Source organism: Streptomyces sp. NPDC042638 (assembly GCF_040647235.1).
GTDB lineage: Bacteria > Actinomycetota > Actinomycetes > Streptomycetales > Streptomycetaceae > Streptomyces > Streptomyces rameus.
In genome coordinates this window covers 1-13,402 of record NZ_JBEZBT010000098.1, presented here as the reverse complement: position 1 = coordinate 13,402, position 13,402 = coordinate 1, and the positions used below count along the sequence as shown (strand labels likewise).

The 13,402-nt window shown below is 70.5% G+C and carries 12 protein-coding genes and 1 pseudogene; 9 read left to right on the top strand and 4 right to left on the bottom strand.

Annotated features, from left to right (window positions below; all coding sequences use genetic code 11):
* Positions 1–103: pseudogene (locus AB0B40_RS36845) on the bottom strand (hydrophobic protein); the annotation flags it as partial.
* Positions 104–338: 235 nt separating this feature from the next.
* Here AB0B40_RS36845 and AB0B40_RS36840 point away from each other — a divergent pair.
* The 4 genes from AB0B40_RS36840 to AB0B40_RS36825 all read left to right on the top strand — a co-directional run bounded on the left by AB0B40_RS36840 (position 339) and on the right by AB0B40_RS36825 (position 4,287).
* Positions 339–791: an SRPBCC family protein gene (locus AB0B40_RS36840; RefSeq protein ID WP_345058371.1), complete on the top strand. Its 453-nt coding sequence runs from the start codon at positions 339–341 to the stop codon at positions 789–791.
* A 158-nt stretch (positions 792–949) separates the two neighbouring features.
* On the top strand, positions 950–1,369 hold the full coding sequence (locus AB0B40_RS36835) for an STAS domain-containing protein (protein WP_362267939.1): 420 nt from the start codon (positions 950–952) through the stop codon (positions 1,367–1,369).
* A 7-nt stretch (positions 1,370–1,376) separates the two neighbouring features.
* On the top strand, positions 1,377–3,629 hold the full coding sequence (locus tag AB0B40_RS36830) for a SpoIIE family protein phosphatase (protein WP_345058373.1): 2,253 nt from the start codon (positions 1,377–1,379) through the stop codon (positions 3,627–3,629).
* Between the two features lie 181 nt (positions 3,630–3,810).
* Positions 3,811–4,287: an ATP-binding protein gene (locus tag AB0B40_RS36825; RefSeq protein WP_362267942.1), complete on the top strand. Its 477-nt coding sequence runs from the start codon at positions 3,811–3,813 to the stop codon at positions 4,285–4,287.
* 208 nt (positions 4,288–4,495) lie between these two features.
* Here AB0B40_RS36825 and AB0B40_RS36820 read toward each other — a convergent pair whose 3' ends face one another.
* Both AB0B40_RS36820 and AB0B40_RS36815 read right to left on the bottom strand, forming a co-directional pair.
* Positions 4,496–4,987, bottom strand: coding sequence for a hypothetical protein (locus AB0B40_RS36820; protein WP_345058375.1), 492 nt, complete (start codon positions 4,985–4,987; stop codon positions 4,496–4,498).
* 96 nt (positions 4,988–5,083) lie between these two features.
* Complete coding sequence (locus AB0B40_RS36815; protein ID WP_345058377.1) at positions 5,084–5,599, bottom strand: hypothetical protein; 516 nt, start codon at positions 5,597–5,599, stop codon at positions 5,084–5,086.
* 102 nt (positions 5,600–5,701) lie between these two features.
* Between AB0B40_RS36815 and AB0B40_RS36810 the strand changes: the two genes are divergently transcribed.
* The 3 genes from AB0B40_RS36810 to AB0B40_RS36800 all read left to right on the top strand — a co-directional run bounded on the left by AB0B40_RS36810 (position 5,702) and on the right by AB0B40_RS36800 (position 10,285).
* Complete coding sequence (locus AB0B40_RS36810) at positions 5,702–7,891, top strand: hypothetical protein (RefSeq protein WP_362267935.1); 2,190 nt, start codon at positions 5,702–5,704, stop codon at positions 7,889–7,891.
* A 44-nt stretch (positions 7,892–7,935) separates the two neighbouring features.
* On the top strand, positions 7,936–8,808 hold the full coding sequence (locus AB0B40_RS36805) for a hypothetical protein (RefSeq protein ID WP_345058381.1): 873 nt from the start codon (positions 7,936–7,938) through the stop codon (positions 8,806–8,808).
* Between the two features lie 229 nt (positions 8,809–9,037).
* On the top strand, positions 9,038–10,285 hold the full coding sequence (locus tag AB0B40_RS36800; protein ID WP_362267932.1) for a PQQ-binding-like beta-propeller repeat protein: 1,248 nt from the start codon (positions 9,038–9,040) through the stop codon (positions 10,283–10,285).
* A 103-nt stretch (positions 10,286–10,388) separates the two neighbouring features.
* Here AB0B40_RS36800 and AB0B40_RS36795 read toward each other — a convergent pair whose 3' ends face one another.
* A complete protein-coding gene (locus tag AB0B40_RS36795; RefSeq protein ID WP_345058385.1) occupies positions 10,389–11,525 on the bottom strand; it encodes an NAD(P)/FAD-dependent oxidoreductase in 1,137 nt (378 codons plus the stop codon).
* Positions 11,526–11,791: 266 nt separating this feature from the next.
* Here AB0B40_RS36795 and AB0B40_RS36790 point away from each other — a divergent pair, with 266 nt between their 5' ends.
* Complete coding sequence (locus AB0B40_RS36790; protein WP_362267930.1) at positions 11,792–11,929, top strand: hypothetical protein; 138 nt, start codon at positions 11,792–11,794, stop codon at positions 11,927–11,929.
* A gap of 224 nt (positions 11,930–12,153) precedes the next feature.
* Positions 12,154–13,194 carry a vWA domain-containing protein gene (locus AB0B40_RS36785; protein WP_345058389.1) on the top strand — a complete coding sequence of 347 codons (1,041 nt, stop codon included), beginning with the start codon at positions 12,154–12,156 and terminating at the stop codon, positions 13,192–13,194.
* Positions 13,195–13,402: the final 208 nt, after the last annotated feature.

Here is a 13,402-nt window from a genome sequence, read left to right as displayed (position 1 = left end):
ACAGCACCAGGACGGCGACCGCGACCCACCAAAGAATCTTGACGGCGAAACCGGCACCGAAAAGTATCAGCGCCAGAAGAAGAACAAGCAGCAACGGAACCATAGTTATTAACCTCCTGAACGGCGTGTGCCCCGCGATTCCTCCTTCACTCCCCGGTGGCGCCTTGTTTGTGCAGAGCACTCTGAGGCATGGCAGGAGGCACGACGGAGATGGCGCAAAATGGCAGATGGACGCATACACCGGCGAGCCCGTGGCACACGAGCAGTGATCACCAGTCCCGTGGGGCCGGGCACCCAGCCGGCCCGGGACGCCCCCGCCGAGCCAAGGGAGATTCGACGTGTCGCAGGTGGAAGAGTCCATCGAGGTCAACGTCCCCGTCCGCACCGCCTACAACCAGTGGACCCAGTTCGAGGACTTCCCCCAGTTCATGGACGGTGTCGAGCGCATCGAACAGCGCACCGCCACCCTCACCCACTGGAAGACGAAGATCGACGGCGTCGAGCGGGAGTTCGATGCGGAGATCACCGAACAGATTCCCGACGAGCGGGTCGCCTGGACCACCGTCGGCGGAGAGGCCAAGCAGGCCGGTGTCGTCACCTTCCACTACATCGACGACAACACCACCAAGGTCATGCTCCAGCTCCACCACGAGCCCCACGGTCTGGCCGAGACCGTCGGCGACAAGCTCGGCCTCGTCAAGCGGCAGGTCACCGGCGACCTGAAGCGGTTCAAGGAGTTCATCGAGTCCCGCGGCGGCGTGGAGAGCGGCGCCTGGCGCGGCGAGGTCTGAACCGCCACGCTCTCCGGCGCCGCAGGGCCGGCCGGTCACCTTTGCGCTGACCGACCGGCCCCCCGTATCAGCTGGACAGTCGTCGCTCGCGCTGCCGCTGTGACGGCGTCCGCCGGAATGCGCTCCTATCATCGGGGGCTGTACCTGCTCGGCGAGAGGTGAAGGCAGCTGAGGTGTTCTCGGTAGACGTCCGGCCGGACGGACAGGCTAGTGTGTTGGCTCTGCGGGGGGAGCTGGACCATCACAGCGTCGTTCAGCTGCGGGAAGCAGCGGACGCGATCCTGTCTCGGCCGCGCCCGGCGATGCTGGTGGTGATCGACTGCACCGCCCTGGAATTCTGCGACTCCTCCGGCATCGGCGGTCTGATCAGCGTGTACCAGCGGCTGTCTGTGCACGGGGGCACGCTGCGTCTCGCGGCGGTGCCCGGATCGGTGGCACGGGTTTTCAAACTGACAGGCCTGGAACACGTCATCTCCGTGTACTCCACGGCTGACGCTGCCCTCATCGCCGGCAGTGGTATGCAGGATTCCTCCGCCGAGGGCACACCGTCCTCGGTTCATGCGGCGAGTGAGAGGTAGCAGGGTGATGACCCGCGTTCCCAACCAGCAGCCTCTTCGGGCCGCCGATTCCGACGCCGGCCGGTCCGCGGCGCCGGAATCGGCAGAGGAGCATGACCTACGGTCCCTGTTCGGCCGGTCGACGGCCGTGTTCGCCTCCCTGGCGGGACCCGCGCACATGCTGGAGGCGGCCAACGCCGCCTTCTACACCGCCATCGGCGGAGGAGCCCGGGTCCGCACCGGGGTCCCGCTCGGTCAGCTGATGCCCGAACTCGTCCAGCAGGGTTTCATCGCGCTGCTCGACAAGGTCTACCGCACCGGTGAGCCGTACACGGGGCACGACGCCCGCGTGATGCTCGGCACCGGCTCCAGTGCACGTGAGGCGTTTTTCGACTTCATCTACGAGCCCCGCCTCGACGCAGGTGGCAACGTCATGGGCGTGCGGGTCATCGGCGTGGAAACGACCCAGGTCAAGCACGCCCAGCGGCTGACAGCGGAGCACCGCGCCCTGCTGGAGCAGATCGCCCGCCAGGCCCCGCTGGAGCAGGTCCTGGAAGGCATGGCCCGCACCATCGAGGACCTCGCCCCCGAGGAGGTCCTGGTCTCCGTCCTGCTCGCCGACGCTGACGGCCGGCACCTGCGCCACGGCACCGCGCCGAGCCTGCCCGACTTCTACAACCAGGCCATCGACGGGATCGCGACCGGTGACGGCGTCGGCTCCTGCGGCACCGCGGCGCACCGGCGCGAGATGGTCATTGTCAGCGACATCGCCACGGACCCCTACTGGGACGATTTCCGCGATCTGGCCGATGCCGCCGGTCTCGCGGCCTGCTGGTCCACCCCGATCCTCGGCAGGGACCATTCCCTGCTGGGCACTTTCGCGATGTACCACCGTGTCCCCAGAGAACCGCAGGAGTCAGACCTGGCCCTGGCGCGCGTGTTCGCCGACACGGCGGCCCTCGCCATCGAACGCCACCAGGCCGAACAAGCCCGCCTCGCGGCCGAGCGGCGCGAGAAGGCCGCCCGCGATGACCTGGCCTTCCTGCTGGAAGCCAGCACGTCGCTCTCCCTGGACCTGGACTACACCCAGACCCTGCAGCGCCTGGCCGTCTCCTGCGTCCCGGGCCTGGCACCGATGTGCGCGGTCGACGTCGTCGACGGCGGCCGGGTGCGCCGTATCGCCACCGTCGCTCCCACCGCCGACGGTGAGAAACTCCTCGCCTCCCACATCCCGGTGTACGACGCCGACGACGACGCCGTGGCCCGTGTGCTTGCCTCCGGCCACAGTGAGGTGGCCCGCCGCACCCCCACCGGGCCCGGCCCCTGGCAGGAACTCGAAGTCACCGGCTACCTGTGCGTCCCCCTCCTCGACCGGGGCCGCGCCTTCGGCACTCTGACCCTGCTGACCACCGGCGAGCACAGTTTCGACGGCCACACCGTCGCCCTGGCGGAAGAACTCGCGCGCCGCGCCGCGTCGGCCGCCCTCAACGCCCGCCAGTACACGCAGCGCGTCAGCCTCGCCCGCGACCTGCAAGCCGGCCTCCTCCTCCCCCAGGTCCCCACCCTCCCCGCAGCCGAACTCGCCACCTACTACCACCCTGCCGGCGAAGGACTCGACGTCGGCGGCGACTTCTACGACGTCTTCCCGGTGAACGAGGACACCTGGGCGTTCATGCTCGGCGACGTCTGCGGACGCGGTGCCATCGCCGCCACCACCACCGCTCTCGTCCGTCACACCGCCCGCGCCGTCGCCTCTCTCCTCCCTGGCCCCGACACCATCGTCCAGGCCGTCAACAAGGCCCTCCTCGACCGTCCGGAAAGCCACGGAACGGGCTTTGTCACCCTCATCTACGGACACCTCACCCCGGCCCCCGGCGGCGGGCTGGACATCACCCTCGTCCGTGCCGGCCACACCCTGCCCCTCCTCATCGACAGCCGGCACGCCGTGCGCACCGTCGACGTCGACGGCTCCCTCATCGGCATCAGCGCGACACCGCGCCTGACCAGCCACCGCCTGCACCTGAAGCCGACGGAAACCCTGCTGCTCTACACCGACGGCATCACCGAAGCCCGCGACAGCACAGGACAGCAGTTCGGCGAGGAGCGCCTCGCCCACGCCCTGAGCGCCGGCCTCGGCACCAGGCCCCACACCCCACAGGCCATCGTCGACGCCCTCATCGCTGCGGTGCACACCTTCACAGGCCCCAACGACATAGACGACGACCAAGCCGCCCTCGTCCTCACCGCAACCACGGAAACCGAGGCCTCGTCTGACAAGTAGCGGCCTTCCGAGGGCTTCGCCGCTCTCGGTCCAGCGCGCCGCCCGCGCAGCTGGACGTCGTTCCTCGCCGGGCGCCCCGCGACCCGGTCAGCAGGCGGACTGAGTGGGTGTGGAGACTGTGGTGATGTTTTCAGGGAAGTGGGGCGGGCAGAGAACTCGCCAAGGACGTGGAGTGGACTTTATGGACCTGGCGGGGCAAGACGAGGGTCACGAGCCACGCGCAGACCGTCTGGCATCGGTCTCCGCCGCGTTCGAGGGCAGTGAGGAGATCGCCGCCGCCCGGGACATGGCCCACGCTTTCCTGACCTCCTTGCAGGCTGTTCATGGGATACCGGTGTCGAACCGGGCGATGGGCATGGTGCAGCTGGTCGTCAGCGAGCTGGTGACCAACGCCCGTAAGTACGCGCCCGGCCCCTGTTTGCTGACGCTCGAGGCCCACGACGGCGCGGTCGAGGTGTCCGTGTGGGACAGCGGCACGACACTGCCGGCGGTGATGGCGCCGGACCCGGGCCGGGTCGGTCAGCACGGCCTGGAGATCGTCATGGCGGTGTGCCGGAGCTTCGAGGTGCATCGTGAGCCCGTCGGCAAGCGCATCAAGGTGGCTGTCGTCCTGGCCGACGACCCGGGCGGAGCCGCGGCCGGCCACCAGGTGATGTGATCACACGCTCACGCCCACCCGGACTCCCCGGGCGTCGGCCCACCCCGGCTCCCGGACCTCGGCCCGCCCCCGGTCCCAGGCGTCGGCCCAGCCGGTCCCGCCGGCTCCGGCCGCGGACAGGAGCCGAGGCCCGTCTTCCCGGCCAGGATGATCATGCGTCGCCCGGATCGGCTGCACCGCCCCCGTCCCCGCCCCGGGCACACCTCCGTCAGACGCCGGACCTGCGCGCGCCCGAAGGCCATACGACGTCGACGGTCAGGCCGGCCGAGCGGGCGGCGGCCACGGTGTCCGCCGTGCCGCCACCACGGCCGGTGGGCGCGCTGCCGTCCCAGACGGCCAGGAGACGGTCCGCGCCCTGAAGCAGGCGGACGTTGGCCGCTTCGTAGGCCGCGCGCCCCGCGTGCTCGTACGGCATGATCACGACCTCGTCGGCGGCCTCGCACAGCGCGTCGAAGGTGACGAGGTGTGTCGGCTCCACCACCGCTTCCCGGTAGTCCCTGGACGGGATGATCACCGCGAGCCGGCCGCCGAGGGCCAGGATCTCCTCGGCGAAGAGGACGTCGGCGCCCCGGGCCAGACAGGAACGCCCCACGAGCGCGTCGCCGCGCAGACCGACCAGCAGTTCGTGCAGGGCCGTACGCACCACCCCGGCCGCCTCATCGGCCAGGTCCATGTGCCCGGTGACGGCGACCGTGACCACGCGCAATCCCCTTTCGGCCCCGGCGGTACGGCCGTCACTCTATCCGGCCGCGCTCCCCGATATGGCCGATCGGGCGGTGCGGACCGTCTGCGGGCCTCACCGAGACATGGCGGCGGCGAACCCCAGGGCGTAGGAGCCGGCGAAGAGGAGGGGGATCCACCGCTCGACCCGGTTCAGCGGCAGATAGACGCGCCAGTCCCTGCCCTCACCGAGGGCGCGCCACTCGGCGGCCACGAAGGTACGGGCCGGCAAGCGCTCCTCCAGCGCGCCGATCACCTCGAACTTGCCCCGGTTCAGCTGATGGTAGGAGCGGACGGTGAACCACCAGGTGACACACATGCCCAGCAGGACCAGCAAGGCCGCCAGGGCCAGGACGACCGGCACCTCGCGGTGGTGTTCCTGGGACAGCCAGGCGCCGAGGAAGGCGAGCAGGGCGGTGTGGAGGGTCAGGAAGAAGGTGTTGGCGAGATTGCGCCGGGCACTGACCCGGTCGGCCATCTCCACGCACAGCTTGTACTGCTCGAAGATCGCGGCGTGATAGATGGCCCTCGCGTCGCGATAGTCCTCCGCGCCGATACCGTCGTTCCACAGTGAGTCACCGATTTCGGCCATGGCGGCATCCCCCCGTAGTCGTCAGGCTCGCAACCCTGCTGAGAAGATACGTGCTTTGATCGCATGTCCGGGCACAAACCCCCCTGACAGAAGGTGAGTTGCTTGTCTCGGAACGAACCGCCGGCCGACGACGCCGAGGCCATGCTGTCGATCCCGCCGGAGAGGTTACGGAGGCATCCCCGACTGCTGTACGTCCGGCGCGCGAGCGAGGCCGCCGCGAAGGCGCTGGCCTATTCCCGGGGCGGGGGCGGGGGCGTACGGACGTACGACGACATCGCGTACCGCTACGTGTGCGCCTGCCCGCAGGTTCCGTTCCTCGGTGTCGAAACCCTGGCGGGCCGCGCTGCGGACGAACGGCGGCGTCAGCGGGTGGGACTGCCTGCCGACCTGGCCCGGCTCGCCGAGCAGCGCGACTTCCTGGCCCACCGGCATCTCGCCCTGCCTGACGGACGGTTCCGGATGGGCATCGAGCGGGGACTGTTGTACGCCATGGCCGAACCCGGGGGTGAGATCGTCGGCAGGTTTCCCCTGGCGGTGCGCCCCCGCGCGCTGGACGGGCTCACCGAGCCGCAGGACGTACGCCCCCAGCCCACCATGGCGGTCCGGCGGCACCTGACCGAGTCGCGTTGGCTGCCCCTGGACGAACTCATCAGGTGTGCCCGCTTTCCCACGATGCGCGAGGCGGCGTCCCGGCTCGTACGCGGTGTCTTCCCCCGCCGGCACCATGTGTTCGTCTCTCACCGCTGGCTGGCGGTCGACCAGCCGGACCCGGACGGCACGCAGGCTCGGCTGGTCGCGTGGCACCTGTTCGCCTCCCTGTGCGAGGCGGTGCACGTCGCCCACCGGCGTGGCCTGCGCGTCCCCCGCCAGGTGGCCCACGCCGCGATGAACATGCCGGTCGGAGTGGCCGGATCGGACCTGGCGGAGTGCCTGCTCGGCGGGGTCCTGCGCGAAGTGCTGGACGACACGTCACTGGCATCGGCGGCCCGGGATCTGGAGCGGGTCGGTATGGACGCGGTCGAACTCGGTTCGGCCGAGGCGTCCGAGGACGCCGGCCTGGAGCACCTGAGTGCCCTGCTCGACGCCTTGCCCTCCCTGCGGCCGCTGCTGGAGCGCATCCACATCTGGTACGACTACACCTGCGTGCCGCAGGCACCACGCAGCCCCGAGGAACAGGAGCTGTTCCGCAAGACCCTCGAGGCGCTGTTCCTGCTGCAGTTCGCCGGGCGCACCCTCGTGCTGCTGGACGACGTCGCCGACTACCTGGGCCGGGCCTGGTGCAGCCTGGAGGCAGCGACCTCGCTGACGTCCACATTGGGCGGGCGCCCGGACGTCCTGCACACAGGGGGGTCGGCACGGCCGTCAGGCCCCGCGACGGACGCGGAGTCGCTGCGCAGTCTGGTGCACGACCGCCAGTTGGTCATCTGGCGCGGGCTGCTCGACACCGAACTGTTCCGGCTGCAGACTCGCGAGGAGTGTGTGAGCCGGCTCGGACTGTCCATGGCGGAGCCGGGCGACCTTCCCTACCTCTACGACCGCATGCTGTCCTTCGCCGTGCCCAACGGCCGTACGAGCCGGCAGTCCCTGGTCACGGGTGTCGTTCCGCTGCCGGACATGGCTGAGGACCGGATCCTGGTCCCGATGCCGGACTACTCGGGGTCCCAGCCGGTCGATGGCGCGCGGCCGGTCCGCGTGATCGGCACGCTCCAGGGGTGGGGCGGCCTGAACCTGCGAGGTTACGTCGAGGAGGGACACGCCGACGCCGGGCCTCCCGACACGTCGCCGTTCTGGCACTTCCCGGCACCGCGTTTCACCGGCCCCGCGCCGACCTGCCACGTCGCGGTCGTCGCCGAGTGCGAGGGAGAAGCGGTGCTCATCTCGTCCTGGGTACGGAGGCATCGGGCGGAGCTGGAGGAGCTGCTGCGGGTCACGGCTGTCTCGGGGAGCTGGACCGCGGTGGACCCCGTTCCCGTGGGGCACCTGCCGCACGGGCGGCTACGGGCCCGGGCCGTCCGGGCCGACGTGTGGGTGGTGGTGGGAAAGTCCGGGCTGGTGGCGAACGACGTGGGCCAGGCATTGTGCCGCGTGGTGTTCGAGGCACGCCTCCCGGCCTTCACCGTGTCCCTGGACATCGCCACGGAGAACGTGGAGCAGGTCGTCGGTGACGTCGCGCCCGGCGCACCGCACAGCGGCCTCCTGTCCGGATGGGGCGCCGGATACGAGCACCCGTCCGGGCTGCTGTACATGCACCTGTACCGCCATCTGCTGCAGTGGGGGGCTTCGGTCCAGTGAGGGTTCCGCATCTTGGGGAGTTCGTCGAAGGGGAGCTGGGGCGTGTGCTGCGTGCCCTCAGCGTGGCCGACCGGGCCGGGGATCACGCCGGCTTCCGCGCACTGTGCCGGCGGCACGCCGACGCACTCGACGCCGACCGGGACGCATGGCTGCGGGTGCCCAGGGAACTGCGGGAGAGCTTCCGCGGCGACATGGACGCCATGCGGCCCTTCATGCTGACGGCTCAGCGGATCGCGCGAGAACTGGACGGGTTGGGCCGTCCCGCGGCGCTGCGCCGACTGGCGGGAGCCGAGGCGCCGGGAAACCCGCTGGAGAAGATCCACGAGGCGGAGGTCCTCGCCGAGGACGGGGAGTTCGAGGCCGCGGACGCACTGCTGCGCGCGCAGCTCGCCGAGGGGGCGGCCGACGACGTCTGGGTGGCATCCATCCACTCCCGGCTGGCCACGCACGCGGCCGTGCGCAACGACCTCGACACAGCGATCGAGCACGCGCGCCGCGCGCACGAACTGGTACGGCGTCGGGGGCACTGGGGCGCGGCACGAGCCGCCGAGGTCCTCGACGACCTGCTCACCGCCCGCGAGCTGCGGCGCGGCACGCTCCATGGACGCCATCTGGGCGCCTGCCGCGAGGCGCTGACGCACGCGCAGCGGCTCAGCGACCGGGCGCTGTTCGCGGAGAGCAACCGGGCGCTGTGGCAGCTCCTCGACGAATTGAACACGTACCCCGAGGAGTCGCCCGCTCTGCGCTTCCTCGGCAAGCTCTGCGGCCTGACGGGGCTGAACCACTTCCACCTGGGCGACCGCGACGCGGCCCGGGCGTGGACACGCAGAGCCCTGCGCGAGTGCAGACTGCGCGGGGACCGCCTCGGCGAGGAGGTCTACGAGGCCAACCTGAAGGAGATCGACCGTAGGGAGTAGCCGGCACGTACGGGTGGGAGCGGCGCGTTCCCGGCCAGAACCGGCGGACCTCGCCGACCGGCCTACCCGGTGCGAGACGTTCCGCGCCGTCGTCCACGCCGACGACGGCAGCCGGTGCGTCGTCGACCACAACGCCCTCGACCGACCGCACATGTGACGATTCCGTGGGGGTACTGGGTCATGGTCGCCCTGACTGGGCGACCTGTGACCAGGGGGTACCTCGTTGAAGGTGAGAACACGCCGTACACGTACGAGACTTGGCGTCGTCTGCGTCGCCGCCGTCACCATGCTGACCTGCACCGGTTCGCCACAGGCGGCGGCTCCGGTGCCGGGGCGGACCGCGACGGCGGCGGAGTTGAGGGACGCGACGCTCGGCTACCGCGCCGACAGCCGGGCGGACAGCCTCGTCGTGGGGGCCACGGCGGCCCCGCCGTACAAGAAGCTGTGGTCCCGGGACTTCGGGACCGTCGTCTCGGCGCCCGTCGCGGTCGGCGACAAGGTGTACGCCGTCGTCAACGCGGACGACGGCACCGAGGGCGGCCCGCGCATGATGCTCGTCGGAGTCCAGGCGGCCACCGGCAAGGACCTGTGGCCGGCCGTCTCCCTGGAGCAGAACGAGCCCCAGGCCGGGGTGTCGTACGGGGGCGGCCTGCTCTACACGCAGACCTCGCGCGGCACGATCGCCGCGTGGGACCCGGCCACCGGTCGGCGAAGGTGGTCGGTGAGCCTGGACTCGGCGTCCATGCAGTACCCGCCCGTCTGGTACGACGGTCTGCTCTACCTGCAGGACGGCCGCGGCACGGCGATGGCGTTGCGCGCCGACACCGGCGCCCGGGTATGGAAGGCACCGCTGTCGGAGTACTCCTGGGCCCCGACCGTCGTCGACGCCTCCGGCGTGTGGATCGGCTTCGACGGCATCGCCTGGCACCACCTCGACCGCAAGACCGGTGCCGAACTGCACCGGTTCGAGGTCCCCGGCGTCTCGGGCGCCTACGGCAACCCGGTCGTGCTGGGCGCGGGCGCGGCCTGGATGCGCAGCAGCGACAGCGACGACGAGACCGTCACCGCCTATGACCGGAAGACGGGAGCGGCCGTGCGGAGGCTGCACGCGGACGCGACCCCGGCCTTCGGCCCGGGACGCGTGTACGTCGCCTACCGCGGCAAGGTCAGAGCGCTCAGCACCAGCACGTACAAAACCGCCTGGACGTACACCAGTTCCGTGAAGGCGGCCACCGTGCGTCTCGTGGCCCATGGCTATGTGTACGTGGAGGACGCCGACGGACGCCTCGTCGTGCTCGACCAGAAGACCGGCAAGCCGGCCTGGTCGTACCGGCGTTACCCGGCGCCGCCGCCCATGTCGCCCATCCTCGCCGAGGACGACTGGCGCGGTTTCGTCGTCCCCGGTATCGCCACGTCCAGGGCCCGTCTCTTCGTCCCCGGCGCCGGAGGCACCCTGATCGCCTTCGGCAAGGGATAGGGCTGGCGCGCCTCCCGGCGGGTCGGCGCGGTGCGTGTCGACGTCGAGGCGGTGCAGCACGGCACCCGCCTCGGCCACGGGGCGGCCACCGCGGCCGAACGCCCTATCGGGACTGCTCGTGCCGGGTGACCGCGGCGCTCAGACCGTGGGCTGCGGTGTTCTCGGCGTCGGTCCTGTGGGCCTCGGCGTCTTCAGAGGCGGCGGCCTCGGCGCTGCGGGGGAACATGACCTTCTCGTACTCGGTGAGCGCGGCCTCGGTGTCGTCGGGGTGCGCGGCGAGAGCCTTGCCCAGTTCGGCGCCGTCGAGCATGGCCAGATTGGCGCCTTCGCCGTTCGGGATCGAGAGGTGGGCGGCGTCGCCGAGCAGGGTCACCCCCGGCACCCGGTCCCAGCGGTGCCCGGTCGGCAGAGCGTAGAGGGGGCGCAGGACGGGCGGCATGTCGCCGTCGGTGATCAGCGCGGTCAGCTCCGGCGCCCATCCGTCGAACTCCCGCGCGATCCGCGCGGTGGCCGCCCTGGCGTCGGTGAAGTCGATGGCGTCGAACCAGTCCTGCGGCTCGGACAGCCCCACGTAGGCGTGCAGGGTGTCGTCCCGCTCCCGGTGAGCGAAGATCGCCCTGTCCGACGCGTGCACGATCATCGTCCCGCCGCCGACCGCCTTCGCGACCGCCGGGTGCCGGGTGTCGGCGGCGAACAGGTAGGTCTCGACGACCGACTTGCCGACGTACACGGGCGTGGCGGTGGAGAGCAGCGGCCGGACCCGTGACCACGCGCCGTCCGCGCCGACCAGCAGGCTGGTGACGACGGTGCCGCCGTCGGCGAACGTCACCTCGTGCCGGCCCTCGCCGACCGTGCGGGTGCCGCTGACCTTGTGTCCCCACCGGACGGTGTCGACCGGGAGTGAGTCGAGCAGGATCTGCCGCAGTTCACCGCGTTGCACCTCGGGGCGTCCCCCCGTACCGTCGTCGGCTTTGTCGAGCAGGACGGTCCCGTCCGGGTCGAGGACCCGCAACGCCTGGCGGCCCTCCAGGATGAGGCCACGGAACTCGTTCACCAACTCAGCTTCCTTGATGGCTAGTTGCCCGTTGTAGTCGTGGATGTCAAGCATCCCGCCCTGCGAACGCGCGGCCGGGGAGGGCTCCGCCTCGTAGACCGTGGCCGGTATTCCGTGGAGGTGCAGGACGCGGGCGAGCGTGAGGCCGCCGAGCCCGGCGCCGATGATCGTGACGTCAGTGGTCATGGGACTTTCCTCCTGATGACGGACCGCTGGGCGGACGGCACCCGGCAGGTCACGCCGGGTGCGCCGCTCCAGAGCGAGTCGGGATGCTGCGATGCCGTTGGCCGGTGCCGTTGCCGGCTCGGCGCCAACGAGTTCCAATGTCCCGGCAGTCACCGACAGATCACCGACGGATCACCGACCACCGCCGACGACCAGCCGACACCGGCCCCGGCCCCGGCCCCGGCCTGCAACGGTGCGACAGCCCGCGCGCTTCGATCACCGCGCTGTTGCCTCGCTGCCGCGACGGCGGCGAGTTCCGTTCGTACGTCGGCCCGGTCTACGTCAGGGCCGCCGGTTCCTGCGTGGACTGGTGGGGCGACATCAACGACGTGCGCTTCGGCAGGTACGGCACCAACTGCGGCTGATCCCGACTGCCGCGGCCGGCGCTGTGGGGGGCTTCGTGACTACGGCCGGGTGGCCCCGCCGACCGGTGCGGGGGCGCGAGTCGGCAAGCGCCGATGAGGCCCTCGACCTGGTCGGGCCGACCGGCGAGGCGGTGGCCGGGCCGGCCTGGTCCGGGTTGAAGAGCGATTGTCAGTGGTGGGTGAGACGGTAGGAACATCGAGTCACGGAAAGAGGGGGAGCTGCCATGTCCGGGAGCCAGAACTACATCAACCACGTCGCTCTTGTGCTGGATGCCAGTTCGTCCATGTCGCACCTGAGCGACAAGGTCGTCGAAGTCGCCGACCAGCAGATCGCCTACCTTGCCCGCCGGTCGGGGGAACTGGACCAGGAGACCCGCGTCACCGTGTACGTCTTCGCGGACACGGTGGAGTGCGTCATCTACGACAAGGACGTGCTGCGGATGCCGTCGCTGAAGCAGCTGTACCGGGTCGGTGGGATGACGGCTCTGCTGGCGGCCGCGCTGAAGTCGCAGCGGGAGCTGGCGCAGACGGCTCAACTGTACGGCGACCACAGCTTCCTGACGTTCGTACTCACCGACGGGCAGGAGAACGCGAGTCACCGCTGCCCGGACGCCCCTGCCAGCGATCCGCGTGAACTGGTCGAGGCTGTGGCCGAGATGATCGAGACGCAGCAGGACAACTGGACGCTGGCCGTCCTCGTGCCTGACCAGGTGGGCAAGCGCGAGGCCATGCGGTGCGGTTTCCCGAAGGACAACATCGCCGTCTGGGACGCCACGAGCACCCGGGGTCTGGAGGAGGCCGGGCAGGTCATACAGGTGGCCACCGAGAAGTTCATGGTGGGCCGCAGCAAGGGCATCCGGGGATCGCGGGCGGTGTTCTCCACGGGTGCGGAGGCGGTCAACAGGGACACCATCAAGGCGGCCGGCCTCGCACCGGTGGACCCCTCGCAGTACCAGCTGATCGAGGTGTCCCGTGACGCCGCGATCCGGGACTGGGTCGTCGAGTCCGGGCACACCTACCGTACCGGTGGTGCGTTCTACCAGCTGAGCAAATCGGAGAAGATCCAGGCCCGGAAGCAGATAGCGGTGCTGGAGAAGAAGACGGACCGGGTGTACACGGGGCCCGAGGCCCGAACCCTGCTCGGCCTGCCGGACGCGGAAGTCCGCGTCAAGCCGGACCACAACGACGACTTCACCATCTTCGTGCAGAGCACCAGCGTGAACCGGAAGCTCGTGGCGAACACGCGGCTCCTGCTGATGCTCTGAGCCCCGGACGTCTCCCCGCCCGGCCCGGCCGGACGAGCGGCGACAGGAACGCCCTGCGGCAACGTGCATGCGCGGGCAGCGGGAGTCCGCGGCGGTCGGCCCACGCCGCGCGGGAACGCCGAAGGGGCCGGTGGTGGCCGGCCCCTTCGTCTCGTAGCGGGGACAGGATTTGAACCTGCGACCTCTGGGTTATGAGCCCAGCGAGCTA

Bases quoted from the DNA above. Each gene is read 5' to 3' on its own strand.
- AB0B40_RS36830 (WP_345058373.1), top strand. From the start codon at position 1,377: ATGACCCGCGTTCCCAACCAGCAGCCTCTTCGGGCCGCCGATTCCGAC.
- AB0B40_RS36815 (WP_345058377.1), bottom strand. From the start codon at position 5,599: ATGGCCGAAATCGGTGACTCACTGTGGAACGACGGTATCGGCGCGGAG.
- AB0B40_RS36785 (WP_345058389.1), top strand. From the start codon at position 12,154: ATGTCCGGGAGCCAGAACTACATCAACCACGTCGCTCTTGTGCTGGAT.
- AB0B40_RS36825 (WP_362267942.1), top strand. From the start codon at position 3,811: ATGGACCTGGCGGGGCAAGACGAGGGTCACGAGCCACGCGCAGACCGT.
- AB0B40_RS36795 (WP_345058385.1), bottom strand. From the start codon at position 11,525: ATGACCACTGACGTCACGATCATCGGCGCCGGGCTCGGCGGCCTCACG.